Here is a 24,703-nt window from a genome sequence, read left to right as displayed (position 1 = left end):
TCTCCTCGGTGGGGAGGGCGCCCGAGGGGGCTCGGGGCCCACGGGCCAGTGTCGTCGCCGGCGGGTGCCACGTCACGGCCCCGCCGCCTTCGTCGCCCGATGAGGTGCGTCCGGTGGTCCGGCAACGTTTCCGGGTCGTTCACGGTGAGCTTCGACCTGATGGCCGGGTCCGCTGCCCGGCCCCCGCCCGCGAGGCCGCGAGCGACAAACTTCAACCCAGTTGATAAGGCAGATTTAAACAGCCTATTGTTACTATCGTGGCTGAGATCAAGACGCCGTCCCGGGAGTCCGCGCGGGTGGCGGCCGAGCTGAAGGTGGCGGTCGGGCGGCTGGTGCGCCGGTTGCGGCAGGCGCACGCGCCGGGCGAGCTGACCCTGTCGGAGATGTCGGTGCTGTCCCGGCTGGACCGCGAGGGGCCGGCCGCGCCGGGCGCGCTCGCGGACGCCGAGGCGGTGCGGCCGCAGGCGATGGCGAGCACGCTGGCCGCGCTCGAACAACGCGGCATGGTGGACCGCGCGCCGGACGCCGCGGACGGGCGCCGGGTCGTGATGACACCCACCGAGGCGGGCCGGGCCGTCATCCACGACCGCCGGTCGGCGAGCGTCCAGCGGCTGGCGCTCGCGCTGGAGGAGGGCTTCACCGCGGCCGAGCGCCGTGAGCTGCTGGCCGTCGTGCCGCTGCTGGAGCGGCTGGCGGAGCAGCTGTGACGGCGCAGAGCGGCGGCGGCGAACGCTACAAGTGGATCGCGCTGTCCAACACCACCCTCGGGGTGCTGATCGCGAGCGTCGACGGGTCGATCGTGATCATCTCGCTGCCGGCGATCTTCCGCGGGATCGGGCTGGACCCGCTCGCGCCGGGCAACATCAGCTACCTGCTGTGGATGATCCTCGGGTACCTGCTGGTCTCGGCGGTGCTCGTGGTCGCGCTGGGCCGGCTGGGGGACATGTTCGGCCGCGTCCGGATGTACAACATGGGCTTCGCGATCTTCGCCGCCGCCTCGCTGGCGCTCTCGCTCGACCCGCTGACCGGGGGCGGCGGTGCGCTGTGGCTGATCGGCTGGCGCGTCGTGCAGGCGTTCGGCGGCGCGACGCTGACCGGGAACTCCGCCGCGATCCTCACCGACGCGTTTCCCGCCCGGCAGCGCGGCATGGCGCTCGGCGTCAACCAGATCACCGCGCTGGCTGGTCAGTTCCTCGGCCTGCTCGCGGGCGGGCTGCTCGCCGCGATCGACTGGCACGCGGTGTTCTGGGTGAGCGTGCCGATCGGCGTGCTCGGCACCATCTGGTCCTACCGCAGCCTGCGGGAGACCGGCGAGCGGCGCCCGGCGCGCATCGACTGGATCGGCACGGCCACGTTCACCGCTGGCACCGGCGTCATCCTCGCCGCGATCACCTACGGCATCCAGCCCTACGGCGGGCATCCGACCGGCTGGGGCAACCCGGCCGTGCTCGGCGGCCTCGCGCTGGGCGTGCTGCTGCTGATCGTGTTCTGCATCGCCGAGACCAGGGTGGTCGCGCCGATGTTCCGGCTCGGGCTGTTCCGGATCCGCGCGTTCGCCGCCGGGAACCTCGCGGCGCTGCTCACCGCGATCGCCCGGGGCGGGCTGCAGTTCATGCTGATCATCTGGCTGCAGGGGATCTGGCTGCCGCTGCACGGCTTCGACTACGAGGACACCCCGCTGTGGGCCGGGATCTACATGCTGCCGCTGACGGCCGGGTTCCTGGTCGCCGGGCCGGTCTCGGGGTACCTGTCCGACCGGTTCGGCGCGCGGCTGTTCGCCACCGGCGGGCTGGTGATCGTCGCCGGCGCGTTCGTCGGGCTGCTCGCCCTGCCGGTGAACTTCTCCTACCCCGTCTTCGCGCTCCTGCTCCTGCTGTCCGGGATAGGGCAGGGGATGTTCTCCGCGCCGAACACCTCCGCGATCATGGGCAGCGTGCCGCCCGGCGAACGCGGGGTGGCGTCCGGGATGCGCTCGACGTTCCAGAACTCGGGAACCTCGTTGTCCATCGGCATCTTCTTCTCGCTGATGATCGCCGGTCTCGCCGGCTCGCTGCCGCACACCCTCGCGGCCGGCCTGCAGGCGCAGGGCGTGCCGGCGGCGACCGCGACCAGCGTGGCCGCGTTGCCCCCGGTGAGCACCCTGTTCGCCGCGTTCCTGGGCAGCAACCCGGTCGGGCACCTGCTGGGCAGCAGCGGCGTGCTCGCCACCCTGCCCCAGCCGAACGTGGACGTGCTGACCGGGAAGACGTTCTTCCCCCAGCTCGTCGCCGGGCCTGTCCACAACGGACTCGTCACGGTGTTCACCGCGGCCGCGGTGATGGCCGTGGTCGCCGCGGTGGCCTCCCTGCTGCGAGGCCGCCACCAACCGGTCGCCGTTCGCGGCGACGCACAGCCGGCCTCGGGCCGGGGAAGGAAGCAGTGACCAGAATGACGAACAGCGCCCTGCTGGTGATGGACGTGCAGGCCGGGATCGTGAGCCGGTTCGACCAGGACAGCGACTACCTGCCCGGGCTGCGCCGCGCGATCGGCGCCGCCCGCGCCGCCGGCGTCCCGGTGATCTACGTGCAGGTCGGTTTCCGGGCGGGGTACCCGGAGATCAGCTCGCACAACAAGGGGTTCGGCGCGATCCGGGACCGGGGAGGCTTCGACGAGGCCGCCATGCGGATCCACCCCGACGTCACGCCGCTGCCCGGCGAGGTGGTCGTCACGAAGCGGCGGGTCAGCGCCTTCGCCGGCAGCGACCTGGACGTGGTGCTGCGCGCAGGCGAGGTGCGGGAGCTGGTGCTGACCGGCATCGCGACCAGCGGGGTGGTGCTGTCCACCCTGCGCCAGGCCGCCGACCTCGACTTCCGGCTCACCGTGCTGTCCGACGGCTGTCTCGACGCCGACGCCGAGGTCCACCGCGTGCTGACCGAGAAGGTGTTCCCCAGGCAGGCCGAGGTCACCACGATCGACGCCTGGGCCAAGGGGTTGTGACCGGGCACCTCACACCCGGGCGCCCGCCGCTTGCAGCTCCGGGAAGTGCTTGATCAGGTCGTCGGGCCGCTGCGGTGTCCAGAACACCGCGGCGATCGCGACGATCAGCCCGAGCTCCAGGAACAGGAACGCCGCGTCGAAGGAGATGTGGTCGGCCAGGAAGCCCATCACGAACGGCGCCAGCGCGCCGGCGACCTGGCCGCCCATGTTCACCAGCCCCGCACCCGAGCCGACGACCTCGCGTGGCAGCAGCCGCAGCGGCAGCCCGAAGATCGGCATGAAGCTCAGGTACAGCACCAGCATCGACACCGACTGGTACAGCGTGAACATCCCGGCCGACGACGAGAAGATCATCAGCAGCAGGAAGATCCCGGACACCACGCACGAGGCCACGATCGGCAGCCGGTGCCGGCCGTGGAAGAACCGGTCGTAGCACAGCCCGCCGAGCACCGTGCCGATCGTGGCGCAGAAGAACGGGATCGAGGCGAGGATCCCGGAAGCGTTCGTCGAGACGTGCCGCACGGTCTGCAGGTAGCTGGGCACCCAGCTGGTCAGCCCCCACGCGACCAGGTCGAACCCGCCGAACAGCAGCGCGAACCGCCACAGCACGCCGCGGCGCAGCAACGCCATGGTGCCGAACCGCGGCGGGGCCGCGGCGGGAGCGTCCTCGTCCACCGCGATGCTCGCCGGCAGCGGCGCCGGCAGCAGGAACCACAGCATGGCGGCGACGACGACCCCGGCGGCGGCGACCGAGAAGAACGAGGTCTGCCAGCCGACCGCGGTGATCACCGGCGCGGCGATGAGCGGGGCGAGCGCGGCACCGAACGGGTTGGAGCCCAGGATGATCCCGTTGGCGGTCATCCGGGTGCGCGGCTCGGTGCGCTCGGTGACGGCCTTCATCGCGGCGCCCGGGAACACGCCCTCGGTGACGCCGAAGAGCACCCGCACGATCAGCAGCATCCCGAACGACGTGGCCAGCCCGCTCAGGCCGGTGAACACCGACCACGCGACCATGGCGATCACCATCGTGCGTTTCGAGCCGATCCGGTCGGCGAGCGCGCCGCCGGGGAACTGCAGCAGCGCGTAGCTGATGAAGAACACGGTCAGCAGCAGGCCCTGCTGGCTGTGGTCGAGGCCGAACTCCTTGCCGATGCTGGGCAGGGCGGTGGAGATGACCAGCCGGTCGACGTAGTCCACGATCCACGCGACGAACAGGATCGTGACGGTGACCGCGGTGACGCGCCGGGCGCTCAGCGCGGGACGGGCGGGGGAGGACATGGGCTGCTCCAGGGGGCGCGGGGGGACGGTCAGGCGGCGGGGGTGAGCCGCCGGCCGCTGCGCGGCCCGAGGTAGTTCTGCCCGTCGACGACGACGGATCCCCGCTGCATCACCCACGAGACGCCGTCGGGGTGGCGGACCGGGTCCCGGTAGTCGGTCTCGTGCCCGACCGTGGCGGGGTCGAAGGCGACCAGGTCCGCGACCAGGCCGGGCCGGATCGCGCCGCGCCCCGGGATGCGGAACACCTTGGCGGGCAGGGAGGTCATCCGCCGGATCGCCTCGCCGAGCGGCAGCACCGACCCGGCCCGCACGTACTCGCCGAGGATCCGCGGGAAGGTGCCGAACAACCGCGGGTGCGGCTTGCCGCCGGAGCCGGGAGGCAGCCCGTCCGTGCCGACCATCGTGTCGGGGTCGGCGAACGCCGTGCGCACGTCCTGCTCGTCCATGGAGAAGATCACCATGCTCGCGTGCAGCTCCTCCTCGCGCAGGATGCGCACGAGCACGTCGAGCGGGGCCAGGTCGAGCACCTGCGACAGCTCGGCGATCGTCTTGCCCTCGTAGCGGTGGCTCGCGGTGGTGGACACCAGCACGCCGTCCCAGCCCGCCGCCTTCTGGTGGCTGTCCCAGCCCGGCAGGCCGTTCTCCATCATCGACGCCAGCCGGCGCAGCTGCTCCGGCGAGTTCAGCCGCGCCAGCACCCCTTCGTCGCCGTCGGCCAGGAACGGCGGTGGCAGCAGCGCGGTGAGCATCGTGGAACCGGCCGGATAGGGGTAGATGTCCTTCGTGACGGACACTCCGCTGTCGGCGGCCTCGGCGATCCTGGCCAGTGCGCGCGGCATTTTGCCCCAGTTGTCCTTGCCGGTCCACTTCAGGTGTGAGATGTGCACCCGGCAGTCGCCCTCGCGGCCGATCCGGACGGTCTCGGCGATCGACGACAGGAGCGAGTCGCCCTCGCCGCGCATGTGCGTGGTGTACAGCCCGTCGCGGCCGAGGTGGCGGGCCAGTGCGATCAGCTCGCCGGTCTCGCTGAACACCGCGGGCGGGTAGACCAGTCCGCTGGACATGCCGAACGCGCCGCCGGCGAGCGCGTCCTCGAGCAGCCGGCCCATCTGTTCGAGCTCGCCGGCGTCCGGGGTCACGTCGGCCATGCCGAGCACGGCGATCCGCAGGGTGCCGTGGCCGATCAGCGGCGCGTAGTTGGTGACGTAGCCGCGGGAGTCGGTCAGCTCGGTGAACTCCGCCCAGTTCGACCAGGTGAACTGCAGCGGCGGGAAGATGCGCTGCGAGAACCGGGCCATCGCCTCGACGGACTCCGCGCCGGTGGGGGCGAGGGAGAACCCGCAGTTGCCCACCACCTCGGTGGTGATGCCTTGGAGGATCTTGCTGGTGTCGTCCTCGGCGAGCAGCGGGGCGTTGTCGGCGTGGGAGTGCACGTCGATGAAGCCCGGGGCGACGACGCGGCCGGTGGCGTCGAGGGTCGCGCGGCCATCGGCGGGGATCACCCCGTGCGGCTCGACCGCCGCGATGCGCCCGTCCTGTATCAGGACATCTGCTTCGACCGGTTCTCCGCCGCCACCGTCGGCGACGAGCCCTCCCCGGACCAGGACGTCCTGTGTGGTCATTCGGCTCCTCCTCGGCAGAAAGACAGACGTATCCGACGGAGTCTGGTGCCCGGGGCGGGGCGGGGGGTTGTCGTGCGCACACAAGATCAACGAGGATTTTCGTCGGGAACACCGAACTGCCGGTCGGCACGCGGGGGCGGACGTCCACGAGCGAGTTCTTCCCCTTGCACCGTAACCCGGCCGGCAACGGCAGAAAATCGGACCGGAGGGCGATTTTTCCGGTCTGTTCCGTCGTTGCCGTTGTGTGCATGAGCGAGACCTGGCGGCGGACACCGTCGGCCTGCTCGACGCGCTGGAGCTCGGCAGCGCGCACCTCGTCGGCGCCTCGCTGGGCGGGATGATCGCGCAGCTGGTGGCGATCGAGCATCCGGCGCGGGTCCGGTCGCTGACGTCGATGATGTACACCACCGGCGAGCCCGCGTCGGTGAGGCGGACCTGTCGGTCTTCGCCGAGCTGGTGGTCCTGGACCGCATGGGGCACCACCTCCCGCGGGAGCTGTGGCCTGAGCCGGCCGGCCGCATCGCCGCTCTGGTGGGCCGCGCCGAGGTGGACGTGCGCGTCGTCGGCGAACAGGCGTGCGAGCCGGTCGCGCTGTTTGTCGGTGAGAGCGGGTCGCCCTTGCGGCCGCGGTGACCGTGGACCTCCTGCTGGACGCGGGTCCGAGGTCATGTGGTCGCAGGACGAACCTGCGAGAAGAAGAGCGCCGTGTTCCCGACCTTTCCTAGAGGTCGACGACGACCTTCCCGTGCACGTGCCGCCCCGCCTGAAGCTCGACCGCGGCACGGATCTGCTCGACCGGAAAGCTTGCCGCGATCGGCACCCGGAGCCGACCCGCCGCAACCAGGCCGGCGATCTCCTCGATGGCGCCCGGGGCTGCGTTGGCGCCGTTCGCCGGCGTGATCCCGTCGACCTGGGCGGCAATGGTGGTGATGCGCTCGTCAGGCACGCCAAGTTCGCGTGCCGCCTGCGCCGCGTCCGTCCCGTGCAGGTCCATGACCGCAGTGACGCCAGCGGGAGCCAGCGCACGGACCCGGTTGACCAGACCATCGCCATAGGCGACCGGCTCGGCCCCCAGTGCTCGCAGGGCATCGGCCGAGGTTGCCGACCCCGTCCCGATCACTCGCGCGCCCGCGAGGCGCGCGAGCTGGACAGCGAACACGCCTACCCCGCCTCCCGCGCCGCCGATGAGCACCGTGTCGCCCGGGCCCGGGTTGACCACGGCCAGAGCTGCGGCCGCCGTGCGGCCCGCAATAGCAAGGGTGGCGGCGGTGCGGTCGTCGACGCCGTCAGGGGTACGGTGCGCCTCGCCGCCCACCGCGATGGTCCCCGCCTCGTCCACGACGACGTGGTCGGCGACCGCGCGGGACAGGGCGCCGCCGAACACCCGGTCACCGACCACGAACTCGCTCACGCCGTCACCGACCTCATCCACCACCCCGGCATAGTCGGTGCCGAACCCGCACGGCAGGCTCAAGCCGAATCGTGCGGCGGTCTCTGCATCAGAGGTCATGAACCAGTCCATCGGGTTCAGGCCGGCCGCGGTGACCCGCACGCGGATCTGCCCCGAGCCGGCGTGCGGCACGGGTACCTCGCGGACGCTCAAGGCATCCGGTCCGCCGAACGACTCGAACTGGACCGCCCGGCTCGTGGTCGCCGACGTGTTGAGGCTCGGTTCTTTCATGCTCACCTGTCTCCTGCAGCGGCTCGTGAAGCAACGTAAACGAACTATGCTCCGTTTTAGTGACCCAATCCAGCACAAATGGAGCGTGATCCGTTTTGGCCGCCGCAGAGATCCGTAGACCGCGGGCGGACGCGACCCGCAACCGCGAACAGCTGCTGGCCGTGGCGACCCGCTTGTTCGCTTCGGCCGAGGCCGAGCCGTCGATGCGCGCGATCGCCAACGAAGCCGGGGTCGGCATCGCCACTCTCTACCGGCACTTTCCCACCCGCGAGGCGCTGGTCGACGCGGTCTACCGGGACCAGGTCTCGCGGCTCACCGCCGGTGCCCGTGAGCTACTCGCCCAGCTCGACCCGCCCGCGGCGCTGCGACGCTGGATGGACCTGTTCGGGGAGTGGATCGCGACCAAGAACGGGATGCTCGACACGCTGCTCGCGATGGTCGAATCGGGCGAGATCGCCCATGCCCACACCCGGACCGAGCTGCTCGGGGCCATCGACGACATCCTCGAAGCCGGCCGCACGAGCGCGGAACTCCGCGCCGACGTCCCCGCCGAAGACATCGCTGCCGCTCTCATCGGTATCTTCACCGTGGCTAGCTCGCGCGAGCACGAAGCGATGGCGGCTCGCCTGCTGAACCTCCTGATGGACGGACTCCGGCCTTCCGCTTGCGGCCAGCCCAAGGTGGCTGAGTGAGAGTGAAGAGCCCGCAAGGTCACCGGTCCTCCTGTCCTCGGCCGGGTGGAAGACGAGGAGACCTACGTGACCGGTTCGAGGAGCGTGCCCGGCGTCCTGGTGGTCGGCGCGGTCAACGTCGACCTCGTGGTGACCGCCGCGCGACTGCCCGGACCGGGTGAGACCGTCGTCGGGTCCACAGTGGAGCGTCACGGCGGCGGGAAGGGCGCCAACGCCGCCGTCGCGGCCGCACGGGCCGGCGCCCGCGTCCGCCCCGTGGGGGCGGTCGGCGACGACGACTTCGGCCGCGGCGCGCTGGCCGGGCTGCGGGCCGAGGGCGTGACGGTCGGCGATGTCGCCGTGCGTCCGGAGGTGGCCACCGGGTGGCGCTGATCGTGGTGGACGAGGCGGGCGAGAACCAGATCGCCGTCGGTGCCGGGGCGAACGACGAGGTCGCCGCCGACGACGTCCGCCGGGCGATCGAAGCGGCTGCGCCCGGCCTGGGCTGTGTCCTGGTGAGCACGGAGATCTCCGAGGCCGCGGTCCGGGCTGCGGTCGAGGCGGCCGCCCGTGCCGGTGTCACGTGCGTGCTGAACCCGGCGCCGGTGACCGGGGTCGTGGCGGGCCTGCTCTCGTACGGGCCGCTGCTCACCCCGAACCGCGGCGAACTGTCCACATTGGCCGAAGCCCCGGGGTCGGTGCGCGCGACCACGGCGCACTGGCCGAAGCCGTGAGCGAGCGCACCGGGGCGCCGGTCGTGGTGACCCTCGGGGGAGAGGGCGTCCTGGTGGTGGCTCCCGGCAGCGCTCCGGAACACCTTCCGCCCAGGCCGGTCGAGGTCCGCGACACACCGGCGCCGGCGACACCTTCAACGGCGTGCTGGCGGCCCGCCTCGCGGCGGGGGACACGCTGTCCTCCGCGGCGCGGGTCGCCAACGTGGCGGCCGCCCTGTCGGTGACGGCGCTCGGCGCCCGCGGCGGAATGCCCGGCGAAGCCGCCCTCCGCGCCGCCCTCGACGCGGGCTGAGCGACACACCGCGAGCGGCACCGCGCTCCACGGCGCTGCGGACAACCCCGTCACCGCAACCGGTTCAACCCGGTGCCCCTCACGGCGTCTTCAGCGCGCCGAGGGCGATCCTCGTCGCGGCGGCGATGGTCGGGTTGCCGGTCGTGTCGTCCTTCGAGGCGGGGGCGGTGAAGATCGCCAGCACGATGGGCGCGCGGCCGGGCGGCCGGACGATGCCGACGTCGTTGGACTCCCCGGCCGACCCGCTGCCGGTCTTGTCGGCGACCTGCCACCCGGCGGGGACGCCCGCGCGGATCTGGGCGGCACCGGTGGTGCAAGCGGTCATCCACCCGGTGAGGCGCCCCCGCTGCCCCTCGGTGAGCGGCGCGGTGCCCAGTGCGACCCGCTGCAGATCGCGGACGAACCAGGACGGCGTGGTGGTGTCGCGCAGGTCGCCGAGGGCCGAGTCGTTGAGCGCGGGTTCGGTGCGGTCGGAGCTGGTCAGCGGGTCGCCGAGCGCGCGGAGGAAGGCCGTGACCGCCGCCGGCCCGCCGAACTGCGCGGACAGCAGGTTCTCCGCGGCGTTGTCGCTGACGGTCAACGCGGCCTCGCACAGTTCGGCGACCGTCATGCCGTCGGCGAGCCGGCTCGCCGTGACGGGCGAGTGCGCGATCAAGTCTGCCCGGGTGTAGCGGATGCGGCGGTCGAGCAGGGCGGGATCGGCCGAGCTGCGCTGCAGGACGGCGGCGACCAGCAGGGCCTTGACGGTGGAGCACATCAGGAACCGTTCCCCGGCCCGGTAACCGGTCGTCGCGCCGCTGCCGGTGTCGAGGGCGGCCACCCCGAGCCTGCCGCCGAACTGCTTTTCGAGCGCGGCGAACGGCGGTTCGCCGGCGGGGGCCGGGTCCGGGGTCGGGCCCGTGGCCGGGTTCGGTCGCGGGGTGCATCCGGCGAGGACGGCGGCGAGGCCCGCGGCCAGGACGGCGCGGCGGTGGAGCGTGCTCATGAGGCCGAGTGAATCAAGCCTGCTCCGATATCGCTAATATCATCATCCGGTCGTTGCCGCTGGGGGTTGATATCGATGCTGGTGATCACGGGCCCGTGAACCTGCTGCGGCACCTCGAATTCTTCGTGGCCGTCGCCGAGGAACGGCACTTCGGCCGGGCGGCGGCCCGGCTGGGCATGGCGCAGCCGCCGCTGTCGCAGGGAGTGCGCCGTCTCGAGGCCACGCTGGGCGTCTCCCTGTTCGACCGCGGACGCGGGGGCGCGGCTCTGACGCCCGCGGCGCGGGACCTGCTGCCGAGGGCGCGGTCGCTGCTCGACGACGCCGCGGAGCTGCGTGCCGCCGCCGAACGGCACGCCAGGGTCGCGCACCGGCTGCGGGTCGGGGTCGTCCCCGCGGTCGGGCCGCGCGCCGTGGCGGGGGTCGCCGCGGCGGTCACCGGGTGCGCGGACGCGCGCGTCGAGGTGACGACCGGTCCGACGGTGACACTGCTGGACCGGCTGCGGTCCGAAGCACTGGAGTTCGCGGTGATCGAACACCCGTCCCCGCTGGAGGGCCTGGTCGGCGGGCCCGTCGTCGCGCTGCCGATGGACGTCCTGCTGCCCGGGACCCACCGCGCCGCCCGCCGTCCCGGACCGGTGCCGCTGCGGCTGCTGCGGGACCTGGAGTTCGCCACCGGCCCCCGCGCCGCCGGCCCGGCGGCGTACGACCTGTTGTGCGAGACGCTCGACGTGCGGGGATACCACGGCCACACGACCACCGTGCACGACGCGGCGGCGGCACTCGCCCTGGTCGCCTCCGGCGCCGGATTCACCCTCACCGCGGACCCCGATCTCGGCGCGCCGGGCGTCGTGCGCCGGCCCGTGGCCGGAGACCCGGTGCCGTTGCGGGTGCGCGTGGTCTACGCGGACCCGGCGAACGCGCAGGCGCGGGCGGCGGCCATCGAAAGCCTGGCGGAGCGGGCGTGAGCGTCGAAGGCCGGTTGCGCGAGGTGTTCCGCGACGCGGGTGTGCGTGGCTGGGTGCACGCGCGGCCGGTGACCGGCGACGGAGAGGTCGGGTTCGGCGCCGACGATCCGGTCGTGATGGCGTCGACGTACAAGGTCGTCGTCCTCGCGGCCTTCTGCCGGGCGGTCGACGACGGGGAGATCGACCCGCGGGAGCCGGTCACCGTACACCCGGACACGCGGACGGAGGGGCCAGCGGGCCTCTCGGCGCTGCGGGACGCGGTGACGATGACCTGGCGCGACCTGGCCACCTCGATGATCACCGTGTCGGACAACGCGGCGGCCGACGCCGTGCACCGCAGGCTCGGCGCCGGGCGGGTGCAGGCGGTGCTCGACGACCTGGCGCTCACGGCGACGACGGTGCGCGGCGGCACGGACGACGTCCATCGGATGCTGGTGCAGGACACCGCGGCGCACGACGTGGCCACGGCGTTCGCCGTCCTCACCGACAACAACGCCACGGCCGCGATCCGCGCGCTCGACCCCGTCTACGGCTCGGCGACGACACCCCGCGAGATGACCCGGCTGATGTCGGCGTTGTGGCGCGGGGACGTCGCTTCACCGGAGCAGACCGCGTTCGCCCGGCAGGTGCTGCTCGCGCAGGTGTGGACGCACCGGTTGCGGGCGGGCTTCCCCGGCGCGGTGCGGGTGGCGGGCAAGACCGGCACGCTCGGCGCGGTCCGCAACGAGGTGGGCGTGGTGAGCTACCCCGACGAGCACCCGGTCGCGGTGGCGGTCTTCACCCACGCCGCCCGCGCGGAGGCGACCGTCCCCCGCGCGGACGCGGCCATCGGCACGGCGGCCTATCACGCCGTGGCCCCGCTTCGGGAGCCGGAGCCGCACGCCGCGCGCTGACTACCCGCCGGCGCCGCGCACGGCGAAGTTCCCGTGCGCGGCGGGGTCGCCGAGCCGGCCGGCCGGTCCGCGCGCGGCGGCTAGGCTGATCACAGCAGCGAGCGCACGGACAGGCAGGAGGGCGAAGCCCGGTGACCGAGGCAGTACTGGACAACCCCGCCTGGGCCGCGCTGACCGGGCCGCACGCGCGGTTCGCCGAACGGCATGGCCAGGCGGCGCGCTACGAGGCCGACGTCGCGCCGTTCCTCGCACTGGCCCCGGAACCGGACGAGGGCGTGTGGGCGGACATCTCGGCGCTGGCGGGGCCGGGGGCCGTGGTCGCCATGGCAGGCGGGATCGTCCCGCCGCCCGGCTGGGAGATCGCCGACCGCACGCCCGGCGTGCAGCTGGTCGACGCCGGGGTGACCGCGGCGCCCGACGACGAAGCGGTCCGGCTGACCGCCGCCGACGCGCCGGAGATGCTCGCCCTCGTCGAACGGACCCGCCCGGGCCCGTTCCGGCGGCGCACCGTCGAACTGGGCACGTACCTCGGCATCCGCCGCGGCGGCAGGCTCATCGCGATGGCGGGGGAGCGGCTGCACCCGCCGGGCTGGACCGAGATCAGCGCGGTGTGCACCGACGCGGCGTTCCGCGGTCAGGGCCTCGGCACCCGCCTGGTGCTGGCGGTCGCGGCCGGGATCCGCGAGCGCGGCGAGACCCCGTTCCTGCACGCCGCGGCGACCAACACCGGCGCGATCGGGCTGTACGAGTCACTCGGCTTCCGGCTGCGGGCCCGGCCGGTGTTCACCTCCGTGCGGGTGCCCGGTTCCCAGATCGCGGAACCGCGTTTTTTCGCGAATACGCAAAATTGACCCTCCCACGCGTCTGGTCCGACGATCGAATCGCCGAAATCGTCCGGCGAGGAGAGGAAAGAACCATGACCGTGATCCGGGAGAATCCGGCGCGCACCCTGACGGTGCGCCCGGTCGCAGGCCATATCGGGGCAGACGTCGACGGGGTGGATCTCGCGCGCCCGCTCGGCGGGGACGTGGTCGCGGAACTGAAGGACGCGCTGCACGCCCATCGGGTTCTGTTCTTCCGCGGCCAGCACCTCGACCACGCCGCGCAGATCGCGTTCGGCCGCCAGTTCGGCGACCTGACCTACGCCCACCCCCACGACGACACGCCGCCGGAAGGGCATCCGGAGATCTTCACCATCGACCCCCGCCGGTACGAGGAGCGCTACGGGCCGGACTACCGCGCGCAGAACCGCCGCCGGCAGTACAGCTACTTCACCGGCTGGCACACCGACGTGACGGCGGCGGTGAACCCGCCGGCGGGCTCGATCCTGCGTGCCGACGTCGTGCCGGAGTTCGGTGGCGACACGCAGTGGACGAACCTGGTCGCGGCGTACGAGGGCCTGTCCGAGCCGGTGCGGGCGTTCGTCGACACGCTGCGGGCCGAGCACCGTTACGGCGGCAGCGACCGTCCGGCCGGGGACGGCGCCTACGCGCGGCGGGTGAACGACAACCTGCTCGTGGCCGTGCACCCGGTGGTGCGCGTGCATCCGGCGACGGGGGAGAAGGGCCTGTTCGTCAACCCGGGCTTCACCAGCCACATCGTCGGGCTCTCGCCCCGGGAGAGCCACGCCGTGCTGGAGCTGCTGTACGCGGAGATCACCCGTCCCGAGTACACGGTGCGGTTCCGCTGGGCGCCGGGCAGCGTCGCGTTCTGGGACAACCGTGCTACCGCGCATCTCGCTCCGCGTGACCTCGAGCACCTCGACGTCGAGCGGCGGCTGCACCGGGTCACACTCATCGGGGACCGGCCGGTGGGACCGGACGGGCGCGAGTCGGAGCTGATCGAGGGCCGCCCGTTCACCGCGGAGCACCGGGTGGTCGTGGCCGGCTGAGCCTCCCACATCCTGGGCCGGCACGGCGATCGCTGGGACGGCGCGGGGTTTTCTGCGACGATCGCGGACACCGGTCCGGACGGCGGGAGAAACCCATGTCGCGCAACGCATCCGCGTCGTCGCGACGCAGCGTGAGCGCGAGCGTGGTGCTGCGGGACGTGCTGGCCGGCGGGCCGGTCGCCCGCAGCACCATCGCGCGACGGACCGGGCTGTCCCCCTCGGCGGTCACCGGGCACATCACCGAGCTGGCCGCCTTCGGCCTGGTGCGGGAGCTGGACGAGGCGACCCGCACGCATCGCGTCGGGCGCCCGCACGTGCCCGTGGACATCGACACCGCCCAGCACGTCGTCGCGGGTATCCACGTCGCGGTGCCGCACACCACGGTCGCGCTGCTGGACCTGCGCGGCCGCGTCCTGCTGGCGGAGCGGCTGCCACACCACGCGCGGGAACCGTTGGCAGTACTGGAAAGGGCCGCCGACCGGCTGCTCGCGATGCTCGAGGCGCACGCACCCGAGCGCAGTCCCGTCGGCCTGGGCGTCGCGACCGGCGGCTGGGTCGACCAGGCATCCGGCGTCATCGTCGAGCATCCGGTGCTCGGCTGGCGGGACGTGGCCGCACGCGACCTGCTGGCCGGGCGAACCGGGCTCGCGGTCGAGGTGGACGGGCACTCGCGCGCGCTGATCCACGCCGAGCGACTGTTCGGCGTGACCCGGGAAAGCGTGCTCCAGCTGTTCGTCGGCAACGTGGTGGACGCCGCCTTCGCGACGGCCGGGACCGTGCAGCACGGCCCGCGCTCGGCGGCCGGGGCGGTCGCGCACCTTCCCGTCGAAGGCAGCGCCGAGCCCTGCTCGTGCGGCCGGGCCGGCTGCCTGCAGGCGACCGTGTCCGAACACACGCTCGCCCGGCGCGCGCTCGCCGGCGGAATCCTCGACCAGCCCTCGTTCCCGGCCCTGCTGGCGCTGGCCGAGCAAGGCTCGCCCGCCGCGGTCGCGCTCTTCCGGGAACGTGCCCGGGTGATCGGGCGCGCGGCCGTGCCACTGGTGGACCTGCTCAACCCCGACGCGCTGATCGTCGTGGAACCCGGGATCAGCAGGGTGCCCGGCTGCCTGGCCGCGCTGCGCGCCGAGCTCGCGGCCCGCTCCTGGGTGTGCGACGACCCCGAGCACAGCGTGCTGCCGACGAGCTTTCCCCGCACCGTGCTCGCCAGCGCCGCGGGCGCGGTCCTGCTCACCGAGTTCTACCAGGATCCGTTGCGGCTGCTCACCAGAAGGCTCCGCCGCACCAGCTGACCCATATCGTGGAACGGGATTAGTTCACGTCCACGCAAAATTGACCCGCTCGGGGGCACGGAACGAGAATCGGATCCGGAAACAGTCCGAAGTGGATTAATGCGAGGAACTCCCCATGCCCCGTTCCGTCCCCTCCCCATCGAGACGCCTGGCGGCGCTGCTCGCCGCGTTCGCGCTGGCCGGCACCGGCTGCGCGTCGAGCGCGAGCACGCAGCTGACCGCCCAGGTCTCCGACACCGTGCCCGCCGGGACCTCGCTCTCGGTCGCCGTGCACACGACCGAGGTGCAGCTCAAGTCCGCCGGAGAGGTCGGCAAGCTCCCGTTCACCGTGCGCGACTGGCCGGTCGTGCCGGCCGGCCCCGACGTCATCCAGGCCTTCCGCGCACACGCCGTCGACATCGCGACCAACGCCGGGATCCCGCCCATCCAGGCGCACGGCACCGGGCTGGACGCGAAGATCGTTGCGGTGCAATGGAAGCAGCAGCCGCAGTACGTGCTCGCCACCGCGCCCGGATCGGACGTGCACGCACTCGGCGACCTGCGCGGCAAGAAGATCGCGTTCTCGCCCGGCCAGGCACAGGGCGTCGTCGTGCTGCGCACCCTGGAACAGCAGGGCCTGACCAAGGACGACGTCCAGCTGGTCGAGCTCAACAGCCCGCAGTTCCTGACCTCGTTGCAGGCCGGGCAGGTCGATGTGGCACCGCTGGCGGAGCCGACGCTGACCAAGTACCTCACCCAGTTCGGCCCCGAGGGGGCCCGCGGCATCGTCACCCCCGCGGTCGACGCCCTGACCATCCTGTGGGCACCCACCGACGTGCTCGCCGATCCGGGCAAGGCCGCGGCCATCAAGGCCTTCATCCCGTTCTGGTCGCGTTCCCAGGTGTGGGCCTGGGAGAACCCGGACGCCTGGATCGACGCGTACTACGTCAAGGACCAGCAGGTGAGTGCGGCCGACGGCAGGCGGATCGTGGACACCAGCGAGAAGCCGGAGTTCCCGGCGAGCTGGGACGCGGCTATCAGATGGGAGCAGGAGACCGTCGACCTGGTGTCGAAGTGGGGCTACTTCGGCCATTCCTTCGCCGCGGCCGACCTGTTCGACCGGCGGTTCGAGCGGGTCGCGGCGGACGCGGTGGCGCCCGCCTACCAGGGGCCCCGGTCATGACGAGCGTGATCGAACCGAAGACGACCGGCGTGGTGGCCACTCCGCGGGGCACCAGCAAAGCCACCCGCAGGCTCAGCCGCCCCCGCACCGTTCCCTTCGCCCGGCTGCTGGGTGTCCTGGTGCTGCTGGGCCTCTGGTCGCTCGCCTCCGCCCTCGGCGCGCTCGACCCGCGGAAGCTGTCCGCGCCGTGGACGGTCGTGCGCACCGGTGCCGACCTGATCGCGGACGGCACGCTTCAGGCGAACCTCGGCGCGTCGTTGTACCGCGTCGGCCTCGGGTTCGGCATCGGCGTGCTGGCCGGGACCGCGCTGGCCCTGCTGGCCGGGCTCAGCCGGGTGGGGGAGGCGCTGATCGACGGGCCGGTACAGGTGAAGCGGGCGATCCCGCTGCTCGGCCTTGCCCCGCTGATGATCCTGTGGCTGGGCATCGGCCAGCAGTTCAAGATCGTGCTCATCGCGGTCGGCGTGGTGGTCTACAGCTACGTCCAGACACACGCCGCGCTGATCGCGATCGACCACCGCTACGTCGAGCTCGCCGAGTCACTGGGGCTCTCCCGGCTCCGGTTCGTGCGCAAGGTCGTCATCCCCGGTGCGCTGCCGGGGTTCTTCCTCGGCCTGCGGCTCTCGGCGTCGATCGCCTGGCTGACCCTGGTCGTGGTCGAGTCGGTCAACGCGGTCGACGGGCTCGGCAAGATGATGTTCCGCGCACAGGACTACGGCCAGTCCGACGTGATCCTGGTGGGCCTGGCGGTCTTCGGGATCTTCGGGTTCGGCTCCGACGCCCTGCTGCGGATCCTCGAGCGAAAGGTGCTGTCATGGCGGCGCACGCTGGCGGGCTGACCGCCGTCCGGGTGTCCTCTTTGGAGCGACGGTTCGCCGCGCAGCCGGTGCTGGACGGGCTCGACCTCGAGCTGGGCGCCGGTGAGTTCGTCGCACTGCTGGGGCAGAGCGGTTCGGGCAAGAGCACGCTGCTGCGCGCACTGGCCGGGCTCGACCACGACGTCACCGGGTCCGGGGAGATCACGACCCCGGAGCGGGTCTCGGTGGCGTTCCAGGACTCGCGCCTGCTGCCGTGGCTGCGCGTGCTCGACAACGTCGTCCTCGGCCTGGCGGGCGCCCGGCGAGCCGGTGCCGAAGCGCTCGCCGAGGTCGGGCTGGCCGGGCGGGAGCGGGCCTGGCCCGGCGAGCTGTCGGGCGGCGAGCAGCAGCGGGTGGCGCTCGCCCGGTCACTGGTGGCCGAGCCCGAGCTGCTGCTGGCCGACGAGCCGTTCGGCGCGCTGGACGCGCTCACCCGGATCAGGATGCACGGTCTGCTGCGCGAGCTCTACCAGCGCCACCGCCCGACGGTCCTGCTCGTCACGCACGACGTGGACGAGGCCGTCGAGCTGGCCGACCGGGTGCTCGTGCTCGAGGCCGGCCGCATCGCCGTCGACGTCCGCATCGACCTGCCCGGGTCCCGCTCCCTGCGGGACCCCGGGTTCCACGAATACCGCGACCTGCTCCGGCACGCACTGGGCGCCGCGACGACAGGAGCGAAGCCATGACCGGCCCCCAGCTGCATCTCAACCTGTTCATCCACGACACCGGCCACCACGAGGCGTCCTGGCGGCTGCCCGGCGCGGACCCGCTGTCGCATGTGGACGTGGGGTACTTCGAGGAGCTGGCCAGGATCGCCGAGGGCGCGGGGTTCGACTCGGTGTTCCTCGCCGACAGCCCCGTGCTGTGGGGAGACCCGGGCCGCAGGCCCAGCGGCAGGCTCGAACCGACGCTGCTGCTCGCCGCGCTCGCCAGGGCGACCAGCCGGATCGGCCTCAGCGCGACAGCCTCCACCAGCTACAACGAGCCGTACAACCTCGCCCGCCGGCTCGCCTCGCTCGACCACCTCAGCGGCGGCCGCGCGGGGTGGAACATCGTCACCACCGCCGGCGACGAGGCGGCGCGCAACTTCGGCCTGGACGCGCAGCCGGCGCACGCCGAGCGGTACCGGCGCGCGGCCGAGTTCGTCGACGTCTCGCGGAAGCTGTGGGACAGCTGGGCCGACGACGCGATCGTGGCGGACAAGGCGCGCGGGGTGCACACCGATCCGGGCCGGGTCTTCCCGGTCGATCACCTGGGCGAGCACTCCAGTGTGGCCGGCCCGCTCAACGTGCCGCGCTCGCCCCAGGGGCATCCGCTGCTCGTCCAGGCCGGGTCCTCCGAGGACGGCAAGGAGTTCGCCGCCCGGTACGCCGACGCGGTGTTCACCGCGCAGCCCACTCTCGAGGAGGGCCAGGCCTTCTACGCGGACGTCAAGAAACGCGCCGCGGACCTCGGCCGCGACCCGGAGTCGGTGAAGATCCTGCCCGGGATCGTGCCCGTGCTCGGCGAGACCGAGGACGAGGCCCGGGCCCTCGACGCCGAGCTGGACCGGCTGATCGTGCCGGACTACGCGGTGGACCAGCTCGCCAGGCAGCTGCGCGTGCCGCCGGAACGGCTGGTGCTGGACGAACCGCTGCCCGCGGAGCTGCCGGGCGAGGACGAGATCGAGGGCGCGAAGAGCCGCTACACCCTGATCGTCACCCTCGCGCGGCGGGAGAACCTGACCGTCCGGCAGCTGATCGGCAGGCTCGGCGGCGGGCGCGGGCACCGGACGTTCACCGGGACCCCGCTCCAGGTGGCCGACACCATCGAGCACTGGTTCACCTCGGGGGCCGCGGACGGGTTCAACGTGATGCCCGCGGTGCTGCCGGCCGGACTACGGTCCTTTGTGGACACGGTGTTGCCGATCCTGCGGTCCCGGGGGCTGTTCCGGACCGGCTACGAGACGAGCACGCTGCGCGGGCACTACGGGCTGGCGCGGCCCGGGGCGAGCGCGATCCCGTCCCGCGACGGGGACGCTCGCCGCCCGCGAGCGGTCTCGCCTTAGGCTCGGCGAGATCCCCGCGGGCATCGACAGCTTCGGCCGGTCACTCGGGCGGACCAGGTCGCGCCAGGTCGCGGGAGTCGGTGTGCGCGCCGTCGTCCCCGAGCTCGCCGTCGCGGGACGGCGCGGTCTCGGCGGGGGCGTCGCCGGCCGCCGCGCGGAGCACATCGGCCTCCTGCAGACGCGCGATGTCCCCGTCGCTGTAGCCGAGGCGGTGCAGGACCGCCACGGTGTCGCCGCCCAGCGCGGGTGGCGACTGGAACTTCGCGCCCGGGGACTGCCGGCTCTTGACCGGCACCCCGATCGTGAGGAAGTCACCGCCGCGGCGGTGCGGGCTGCGCACCACCATCTCCCGGTGGCGGACCTGCGGGTTGCGCAGCGCGACGTCGATCGTGTTGATCGGCGCCACCGGCACCTCGGCCTCGACCAACGCCCGGTCGAGGTCCTCGCGGTGCCACTTCGCCACCTCCTCCCGCAGGATCGGGACCAGCTCGTCGCGGTGGCGCAGCCGCTCGGGGTTGCTCCGGAAGCGCGGCTGGGCCGCGAGGTCTTCGCGGCCCAGCACGCCGCACAGCGCCAGCCACTGCTCCTGGGTGTTCGCGGCGATCACGATCTCCGTGCCGTCCTTGGTCGAGAACGTGTTGTAGGTCGGGATCGACACGTGCTCGCGGCCCTGGTGGGTCGCCACCAGCCCGCCGGTGAAGTAGTACTGCGCGAGGTACGACAGCAGGCTCACCTGGCAGTCCAGCATCCCCACGTCCAGGTGCGTGCCGCGGCCGGTGCTGCGCACCGTCTGCAGGCCCGCCAGCGCGGCGATCGCCGCGTACAACCCGGCGGTGATGTCCCCGATCGGCACCCCGGCGCGCACGCTCGGCCCGCCGACCGGCCCGGTCACGCTCATCACCCCGGCCAGTGCCTCGACGATGATGTCGTAGGCGGGCCGGTCCGCGTAGGGCCCGTCCGAGCCGAACCCGGTGACCGAGACGCTGACGATCTTCGGGTTGACCGCCGAGATGTCCTCGAAGGACAGTCCGAGCGCCTTGCGCTGCGGTGCGCGCAGGTTGTCCAGCACCACATCGGAGTCCGCGATCAGCTCGCGCAGGATCCGCTTGCCCTCCGGGGAGCGGATGTCGAGCGCGATCGAGCGCTTGTTCCGGTTGATGGCCAGGAAGTAGGCGCTGTCGCCCTGGTGGAAGTACGGTGGGTTCGCCCGCGTCGAGTCGCCGGTGAGCTGCTCCACCTTCAGCACGTCCGCGCCGAGGTCCGCGAGCACCATGGCGCCGAACGGGCCTGCCAGGAACCGGGTCAGGTCCAGTACTCGCACACCGTCCAGGACGGACAGCCGACGGCCCTCGGGCACGCCGGTGACCCCATCGGCGGTCATCACACGAGTTCCCAGCGCACGAAGGTGACCTCGGGGGTGGCGGGCTCGAAGACGGCCCGCACCTTCTTCCCGATGTCGGCGGTGACCAGCTCGCCGCGCATCATGCCGTACATCCGCGGGCCCTCGTCCAGCTCCACGAGCCCGACCCGGTAGGGGATGTCCTCCTTGAACGCCGGGTCGAGCGCGCGGTGGTACTCGGCGTAGCTGTAGAGCGTGCCGCTCGGGGCGAGCTCCGTCCACTCCCCGCCGGGGGTCTGGCACTCGGTGCAGACCGGGCCGGGGGGCCAGCGCAGGTAGCCGCAGCGGGCGCACTGCTGTGCGACCAGCCTGCCCTCGCGGCTCGCGGCCCAGAACGGCGCGGTCGCCGGGTCACTCGTGTCGGGCAGGGGCTTGGCGTAGGTGCTCATGACTCACTCCGTGTCGTCAGGATGGTGGCCGCGCCTTTGAAGAAGTCGTGGGTCTGTGCGTGCAGGGCGACCTCGGCCCCGGCGATCTGCCGGTCCCCGCAGTCGCCGCGCAGCTGCCGGACGCATTCGAACAGGTGCATCCAGTTCCACATGTAGGACTCGGAGAGCTGGCCGCCGTTGGTGTTGACCGGCAGCGACCCGCCGGGCCGGGTGTGCCCCTCGGCCAGGAAGGGGCCTGCCTCGCCGACCCCGCAGAAGCCGTACCACTCCAGCTGCTGCAGCACCCAGACCGAGGTCGCGTCCTGCAGGTACACCAGGTCCATGTCCGACGGGCGCATCCCCGCCGAGGCGTAGAGCCGCTTCGCGATGTCGGCGATCCAGGGCCGCATCACCTTGTCGGGGTTCTGATCGTTGCGCATCGCCGACTGCTGCGCCATCGCCGCGAGGTACACCGGCCGCGGTGCGAAGTCCCGCGCCCGCCCGGCACTGGTCAGCACGATCGCGGTGCCGCCGTCGGAGATCATCGTCAGGTCCGGCCGGCGCAGCGGCGCCACCAGGTAGGGACTGTCCACATAGTCCTCGATCGTCAGCGGCTTGCGGAAGATCGCGCGCGGGTTGTCCAGCGCCCATTCCCGCTGCGCGACCGAGACCCAGCCCAGCTGTTCCTCGGTCGTGCCGTACAGCGCCATGTGCCGGCGCGCGGCCATCGCGGCGGGACCGGCCACGTGCACGAACCCCGCGAGCGCCGCCCAGTCCGCGGTGCCGCCGACCGGGGTGGAGAAGTTCGCCTTGGCACTGCGCTGGTTCGAGCCGTAGGTCAGCAGCACCGTACTGGCGAGTCCGGCCTGGATGGCCATCGCGGCTATGTGCAGGGAGAAGCCGCACGCGCCGTACTCGAGGGTGGTGCTGAAGGCGGGGTTGATGCCCAGCAGGAAGCCGATGTCCTCGTCGATGCCGCCGTTCTCCCCCGAGCGCGGCGGCTTGCACGTCACCAGGCCGTCGATCGCGGACTTGTCGATCCCCGCGTCCCGCAGGGCCTCGACCGCGGCCCGCACGGCGATCTGGTTCCCGGTCTCGCCAGGGATCTCGCCCTGTTCCGTCGCGCCCACCCCGACGATGGCCGTCGCTGCTGCTGTGGTCACTGTGGACTCCTCCTGAATTCTGTTTCCCAAGCGGCGGAGCCGCTTGCTGTGGGCACTCAACTGGCGCCGCTACCCGCACCGCTACGCATACCGCTTTCAGAACACTCTCTAGGCCGGTTTGGGTGCGGTGATGAGGGGGCCGAGCTTGTCCGCCCACTTCTCCGCCGTCTGCGCGCGCAGCTGCTCGGGGATGTCGCTGTGGGAGAACATCTTCTCCCAGTCGAACCGCCACCGGAACGGCTTGCACGCGTCGATGATCATGGTGCCGATGGTGTAGTCCTCGATGACCCGCTTCGCCGGGGTGAGCCCGGCGGGGTTGACCACGTTGCACCAGCGGTCGCGTCCGATGTGGACCTGAGCGGCGGGGTCGACCCTGGTGCTGATGGCCCAGTTGACCAGCGCCGGGTTGTACGGGTCGATGTCGTCGTCGACCAGGACGAGGTAGCGCGGCGGCCGGTCGGCGAGCCCGGCCATGGCGTAGTCCGCGATCCGCAGTGCGTGCCCCGAGTAGTGCTGCTTGACCGAGATCACCAGGTACGGCCCGGACTGGGCGACGCCCCTGATGCCTTCGAGCCCGGAGCGCTCCAGCAGGTGCCAGCGCCGCGCGGTCTGGGCGAACCCGCCCGCCGCACCGCGGTTGCGGAAGCGCAGGGTCGGCTCGCCGAGCACGATCGGGTCGTGGCGGCGGTAGCAGGCGTGCACCCGGACCGGCGGCTGCGCGAAGGCGGAGGCGTAGTACCCGGCGCCTTCGCCCCACGGGCCTTCCAGCCGCTTGTCCTCGTGGTCGGGGTGCAGGATCTCGCCTTCGAGCACGACTTCCGCCGTCGCGGGCATCGGCAGCCCGGTGTGCGGGCCCTCGACGAGCTCGAACGGGGCGCCGCGCAGGAAGCCGCCGTACTCGAGCTCGCTGGTGCCGAAGCCGACGTTCTCCGCCCCGGCCAGGGTGAACGCCGGATCGTTGCCCAGGCTGATCACCACCGGGCAGTTCTGCCCGCGCTCGAAGTACTTGTCCCGGATGACCTGGCCGTTGTGGCCACCGGCCAGATGGTGCCCGAGGGTGTTGCGGTCGTAGAGCATCCCCCGGTAGCAGCCGACGTTGAGCCGGCCGGTGTCCGGGTCGCGCAGGATCGACGCGCCACCGGTGGCGAGGTAGGGACCGCCGTCGTCGGCGTGCCACAGCGGCGCCGGGAACTGGGTGAGGTCGACCTCGTCGCCGGTCTGCACGACGTCGAGCACCGGTCCGGAGTCGACCATCCGCGGCGGCACCGGGACGTAGTTGTCGAGCTTTTCCTTCCACCACAACGTCAGCGCCCGCCCGCGCAGACCGTCGGGGAACCCGTGGATCAGCCGCATCCGCTGGTAGGAGTCGAAGGAGTGGGCCGCGATCCGCCAGCCCGCGGGGTAGCCCGCGATGTCGTCGAACAGGATGAGCGGGTGCTCGGGGGACCAGGCGGTGATCTCGGTGATGGGACCGATGTCGGACTTGGTGTCCGCCCCGCGCACGAGCTTCAGCTCGCCGATTCCCTCGACGGCGTCGAGATAGGCACGGTAGTCCTCGAATGGCATGACGGGTCCTTCCAGCTCGCTGGTGCGCGCGAAAGCCGGACGCTCGTGGTGACGGGGCGCGGGTCCGGTCAGGCGATACCGCGCCGGTAGCCCGCGCGGCGCAGCTCCTCGGTGACGATCTTGCTGGTGGCGAGCACCGCGGCGCCGACGGTGGCCGCCATCGGCTCGGTGAAGCGCTGCTCGGGGATGGTGACGCAGACGTCGCCGAAGACGTGGTCGGCGGCGTCGAAGACCGGGGCGGCGATGCCGACGGCGCCGAGCGTGCGCTGCCCGTGGCTGCAGGCGTAACCCTGCTGCCGTACCTGGGTGAGCGCGGCTTCGATGTCGTCCTCGGTGACCAGGGTGCGGTCGGTCAGCGACGCCAGCCCCGCCGCGTAGATCGACTTGCGCTCGAGCTCGGGGAGGAAGGCGAGGATCGCCAGCCCGGTCGCGCCGGAGTGCAGGGGGAGCCATTCGTTGAGCTTCGAGAGGTACTGCACGGGATGCGGCGCCTGCACGACGTCGACGAACATCATCTGAGCCCGTTTGGCGTCGTAGCCGCCGAGGAGCACGGTCTCCCCGCACTCGGCGCACAGCGCTTCGAGGTGCCGCCGGACGAGGTGCACCGGCGACATCTGCGCGGCCACGGAGTGCGAGATGCGGTACAGCTCCAGGCCCGCGACGTAGCCGCCCTCGCCGTCCTTCTCCAGCAGGCCACGGGTTTCGAAGATGCCGAAGATCCGGTGCACGGTCGTCGGGGACATCCGCAGGCCGCGGGCGACGTGCCGCACGCTCCACGGGGGCTTGGGGTTCGCCGCGAGCCAGGACAGCACGTCGATCGCCCTGGCGACCGGTTCACGTTCACCTGCGACCACAGTTCCTCCG

General features: G+C 72.4%; 23 protein-coding genes and 3 pseudogenes. 17 read left to right on the top strand and 9 right to left on the bottom strand.

Annotated elements, in window-relative coordinates; translation table 11 throughout:
• Nucleotides 1–257 precede the first annotated feature (257 nt).
• The 3 genes from LWP59_RS23165 to LWP59_RS23155 are packed head-to-tail and all read left to right on the top strand — an operon-like array spanning nucleotide 258 to nucleotide 2,976.
• Nucleotides 258–707: a MarR family winged helix-turn-helix transcriptional regulator gene (locus LWP59_RS23165; protein WP_186383561.1), complete on the top strand. Its 450-nt coding sequence runs from the start codon at nucleotides 258–260 to the stop codon at nucleotides 705–707.
• Nucleotides 704–2,422: an MFS transporter gene (locus tag LWP59_RS23160; protein ID WP_144644183.1), complete on the top strand. Its 1,719-nt coding sequence runs from the start codon at nucleotides 704–706 to the stop codon at nucleotides 2,420–2,422. Before LWP59_RS23165 ends, LWP59_RS23160 begins: the two co-directional genes overlap by 4 nt.
• A 5-nt stretch (nucleotides 2,423–2,427) precedes the next feature.
• A complete protein-coding gene (locus LWP59_RS23155) occupies nucleotides 2,428–2,976 on the top strand; it encodes a cysteine hydrolase family protein (protein ID WP_144644181.1) in 549 nt (182 codons plus the stop codon).
• A 9-nt stretch (nucleotides 2,977–2,985) separates the two neighbouring features.
• Here the strand turns inward: LWP59_RS23155 and LWP59_RS23150 are convergent, their stop codons facing one another.
• Together LWP59_RS23150 and LWP59_RS23145 are read right to left on the bottom strand one after the other, a co-directional pair.
• The gene (locus LWP59_RS23150; RefSeq protein ID WP_144644179.1) at nucleotides 2,986–4,254 is read right to left on the bottom strand and encodes an MFS transporter; all 1,269 of its coding nucleotides are present in this window, start codon (nucleotides 4,252–4,254) and stop codon (nucleotides 2,986–2,988) included.
• Nucleotides 4,255–4,283: 29 nt separating this feature from the next.
• On the bottom strand, nucleotides 4,284–5,876 hold the full coding sequence (locus LWP59_RS23145; protein WP_144641287.1) for an N-acyl-D-amino-acid deacylase family protein: 1,593 nt from the start codon (nucleotides 5,874–5,876) through the stop codon (nucleotides 4,284–4,286).
• 256 nt (nucleotides 5,877–6,132) lie between these two features.
• Between LWP59_RS23145 and LWP59_RS23140 the strand changes: the two are divergent.
• Nucleotides 6,133–6,294: pseudogene (locus tag LWP59_RS23140) on the top strand (alpha/beta fold hydrolase); the annotation flags it as partial.
• A gap of 53 nt (nucleotides 6,295–6,347) precedes the next feature.
• Nucleotides 6,348–6,509 (top strand): hypothetical protein, encoded by a 162-nt coding sequence (locus tag LWP59_RS23135; RefSeq protein WP_222425602.1) that lies wholly within the window; start codon nucleotides 6,348–6,350, stop codon nucleotides 6,507–6,509.
• An 88-nt stretch (nucleotides 6,510–6,597) separates the two neighbouring features.
• Here LWP59_RS23135 and LWP59_RS23130 read toward each other — a convergent pair whose 3' ends face one another.
• Entirely contained in the window at nucleotides 6,598–7,557 is a 960-nt protein-coding gene (locus LWP59_RS23130) for an NADP-dependent oxidoreductase (protein ID WP_144641310.1), read from the bottom strand.
• 95 nt (nucleotides 7,558–7,652) lie between these two features.
• On the opposite strand from LWP59_RS23130, the gene LWP59_RS23125 reads away from it, so the two are divergent.
• The 3 genes and pseudogenes from LWP59_RS23125 to LWP59_RS23110 all read left to right on the top strand — a co-directional run.
• Nucleotides 7,653–8,249, top strand: coding sequence for a TetR/AcrR family transcriptional regulator (locus LWP59_RS23125; RefSeq protein ID WP_144641284.1), 597 nt, complete (start codon nucleotides 7,653–7,655; stop codon nucleotides 8,247–8,249).
• 45 nt (nucleotides 8,250–8,294) lie between these two features.
• Nucleotides 8,295–8,962 (top strand): annotated as a pseudogene (locus tag LWP59_RS41130) (PfkB family carbohydrate kinase).
• A gap of 127 nt (nucleotides 8,963–9,089) precedes the next feature.
• A pseudogene (locus LWP59_RS23110) lies at nucleotides 9,090–9,254 on the top strand (PfkB family carbohydrate kinase); the annotation flags it as partial.
• A gap of 79 nt (nucleotides 9,255–9,333) precedes the next feature.
• Here LWP59_RS23110 and bla read toward each other — a convergent pair.
• Nucleotides 9,334–10,239, bottom strand: a complete 906-nt coding sequence (bla, locus tag LWP59_RS23105; protein ID WP_144641281.1) for a class A beta-lactamase — start codon at nucleotides 10,237–10,239, stop codon at nucleotides 9,334–9,336.
• A gap of 95 nt (nucleotides 10,240–10,334) precedes the next feature.
• Between bla and LWP59_RS23100 the strand changes: the two genes are divergently transcribed.
• The 9 genes from LWP59_RS23100 (at nucleotide 10,335) to LWP59_RS23060 (ending at nucleotide 19,343) form a co-directional block, all read left to right on the top strand.
• A complete protein-coding gene (locus LWP59_RS23100) occupies nucleotides 10,335–11,204 on the top strand; it encodes a LysR family transcriptional regulator (RefSeq protein ID WP_186383340.1) in 870 nt (289 codons plus the stop codon).
• On the top strand, nucleotides 11,201–12,097 hold the full coding sequence (locus tag LWP59_RS23095) for a serine hydrolase (protein WP_144641275.1): 897 nt from the start codon (nucleotides 11,201–11,203) through the stop codon (nucleotides 12,095–12,097). Before LWP59_RS23100 ends, LWP59_RS23095 begins: the two co-directional genes overlap by 4 nt.
• 131 nt (nucleotides 12,098–12,228) lie before the next feature.
• A complete protein-coding gene (locus LWP59_RS23090) occupies nucleotides 12,229–12,948 on the top strand; it encodes a GNAT family N-acetyltransferase (RefSeq protein WP_144641272.1) in 720 nt (239 codons plus the stop codon).
• A gap of 65 nt (nucleotides 12,949–13,013) precedes the next feature.
• Nucleotides 13,014–13,988 carry a TauD/TfdA dioxygenase family protein gene (locus LWP59_RS23085; protein WP_144641269.1) on the top strand — a complete coding sequence of 325 codons (975 nt, stop codon included), beginning with the start codon at nucleotides 13,014–13,016 and terminating at the stop codon, nucleotides 13,986–13,988.
• 95 nt (nucleotides 13,989–14,083) lie between these two features.
• Entirely contained in the window at nucleotides 14,084–15,277 is a 1,194-nt protein-coding gene (locus LWP59_RS23080; protein WP_144641266.1) for an ROK family protein, read from the top strand.
• Between the two features lie 115 nt (nucleotides 15,278–15,392).
• Nucleotides 15,393–16,439, top strand: a complete 1,047-nt coding sequence (locus LWP59_RS23075) for a PhnD/SsuA/transferrin family substrate-binding protein (RefSeq protein ID WP_144641263.1) — start codon at nucleotides 15,393–15,395, stop codon at nucleotides 16,437–16,439.
• The gene (locus LWP59_RS23070) at nucleotides 16,436–17,278 is read left to right on the top strand and encodes an ABC transporter permease (RefSeq protein WP_144641260.1); all 843 of its coding nucleotides are present in this window, start codon (nucleotides 16,436–16,438) and stop codon (nucleotides 17,276–17,278) included. The genes LWP59_RS23075 and LWP59_RS23070 overlap by 4 nt, the downstream gene beginning before the upstream one ends.
• Nucleotides 17,254–17,982 carry an ABC transporter ATP-binding protein gene (locus LWP59_RS23065; protein ID WP_144641258.1) on the top strand — a complete coding sequence of 243 codons (729 nt, stop codon included), beginning with the start codon at nucleotides 17,254–17,256 and terminating at the stop codon, nucleotides 17,980–17,982. Before LWP59_RS23070 ends, LWP59_RS23065 begins: the two co-directional genes overlap by 25 nt.
• On the top strand, nucleotides 17,979–19,343 hold the full coding sequence (locus LWP59_RS23060; protein WP_144641255.1) for an LLM class flavin-dependent oxidoreductase: 1,365 nt from the start codon (nucleotides 17,979–17,981) through the stop codon (nucleotides 19,341–19,343). Before LWP59_RS23065 ends, LWP59_RS23060 begins: the two co-directional genes overlap by 4 nt.
• Nucleotides 19,344–19,383: 40 nt before the next feature.
• Here LWP59_RS23060 and LWP59_RS23055 read toward each other — a convergent pair whose 3' ends face one another.
• The 5 genes from LWP59_RS23055 to LWP59_RS23035 form a co-directional block, all read right to left on the bottom strand.
• Nucleotides 19,384–20,724, bottom strand: coding sequence for a CaiB/BaiF CoA transferase family protein (locus LWP59_RS23055; protein WP_144641252.1), 1,341 nt, complete (start codon nucleotides 20,722–20,724; stop codon nucleotides 19,384–19,386).
• On the bottom strand, nucleotides 20,724–21,131 hold the full coding sequence (locus LWP59_RS23050) for a Zn-ribbon domain-containing OB-fold protein (RefSeq protein ID WP_144641249.1): 408 nt from the start codon (nucleotides 21,129–21,131) through the stop codon (nucleotides 20,724–20,726). Before LWP59_RS23050 ends, LWP59_RS23055 begins: the two co-directional genes overlap by 1 nt.
• Nucleotides 21,128–22,273 carry a thiolase C-terminal domain-containing protein gene (locus LWP59_RS23045; protein ID WP_144641246.1) on the bottom strand — a complete coding sequence of 382 codons (1,146 nt, stop codon included), beginning with the start codon at nucleotides 22,271–22,273 and terminating at the stop codon, nucleotides 21,128–21,130. Before LWP59_RS23045 ends, LWP59_RS23050 begins: the two co-directional genes overlap by 4 nt.
• A 108-nt stretch (nucleotides 22,274–22,381) precedes the next feature.
• Entirely contained in the window at nucleotides 22,382–23,839 is a 1,458-nt protein-coding gene (locus LWP59_RS23040) for a UbiD family decarboxylase (protein ID WP_144641243.1), read from the bottom strand.
• Nucleotides 23,840–23,907: 68 nt separating this feature from the next.
• Nucleotides 23,908–24,693, bottom strand: coding sequence for an IclR family transcriptional regulator (locus tag LWP59_RS23035; RefSeq protein ID WP_186383339.1), 786 nt, complete (start codon nucleotides 24,691–24,693; stop codon nucleotides 23,908–23,910).
• Nucleotides 24,694–24,703: the final 10 nt, after the last annotated feature.

Source organism: Amycolatopsis acidiphila, from assembly GCF_021391495.1.
GTDB classification, from domain to species: Bacteria; Actinomycetota; Actinomycetes; order Mycobacteriales; family Pseudonocardiaceae; genus Amycolatopsis_E; species Amycolatopsis_E acidiphila.
The sequence above is the reverse complement of the archived record's forward strand: the minus strand, read 5'-3'. Positions and strand labels throughout refer to the sequence as shown.

Bases quoted from the DNA above. Each gene is read 5' to 3' on its own strand.
- LWP59_RS23065 (WP_144641258.1), top strand. From the start codon at position 17,254: ATGGCGGCGCACGCTGGCGGGCTGACCGCCGTCCGGGTGTCCTCTTTG.
- LWP59_RS23145 (WP_144641287.1), bottom strand. From the start codon at position 5,876: ATGACCACACAGGACGTCCTGGTCCGGGGAGGGCTCGTCGCCGACGGT.
- LWP59_RS23135 (WP_222425602.1), top strand. From the start codon at position 6,348: ATGGGGCACCACCTCCCGCGGGAGCTGTGGCCTGAGCCGGCCGGCCGC.
- LWP59_RS23050 (WP_144641249.1), bottom strand. From the start codon at position 21,131: ATGAGCACCTACGCCAAGCCCCTGCCCGACACGAGTGACCCGGCGACC.
- LWP59_RS23150 (WP_144644179.1), bottom strand. From the start codon at position 4,254: ATGTCCTCCCCCGCCCGTCCCGCGCTGAGCGCCCGGCGCGTCACCGCG.
- LWP59_RS23040 (WP_144641243.1), bottom strand. From the start codon at position 23,839: ATGCCATTCGAGGACTACCGTGCCTATCTCGACGCCGTCGAGGGAATC.
- LWP59_RS23155 (WP_144644181.1), top strand. From the start codon at position 2,428: ATGACGAACAGCGCCCTGCTGGTGATGGACGTGCAGGCCGGGATCGTG.
- LWP59_RS23075 (WP_144641263.1), top strand. From the start codon at position 15,393: ATGCCCCGTTCCGTCCCCTCCCCATCGAGACGCCTGGCGGCGCTGCTC.
- LWP59_RS23080 (WP_144641266.1), top strand. From the start codon at position 14,084: ATGTCGCGCAACGCATCCGCGTCGTCGCGACGCAGCGTGAGCGCGAGC.
- LWP59_RS23085 (WP_144641269.1), top strand. From the start codon at position 13,014: ATGACCGTGATCCGGGAGAATCCGGCGCGCACCCTGACGGTGCGCCCG.
- LWP59_RS23070 (WP_144641260.1), top strand. From the start codon at position 16,436: ATGACGAGCGTGATCGAACCGAAGACGACCGGCGTGGTGGCCACTCCG.
- bla (WP_144641281.1), bottom strand. From the start codon at position 10,239: ATGAGCACGCTCCACCGCCGCGCCGTCCTGGCCGCGGGCCTCGCCGCC.
- LWP59_RS23060 (WP_144641255.1), top strand. From the start codon at position 17,979: ATGACCGGCCCCCAGCTGCATCTCAACCTGTTCATCCACGACACCGGC.
- LWP59_RS23055 (WP_144641252.1), bottom strand. From the start codon at position 20,724: ATGACCGCCGATGGGGTCACCGGCGTGCCCGAGGGCCGTCGGCTGTCC.
- LWP59_RS23130 (WP_144641310.1), bottom strand. From the start codon at position 7,557: ATGAAAGAACCGAGCCTCAACACGTCGGCGACCACGAGCCGGGCGGTC.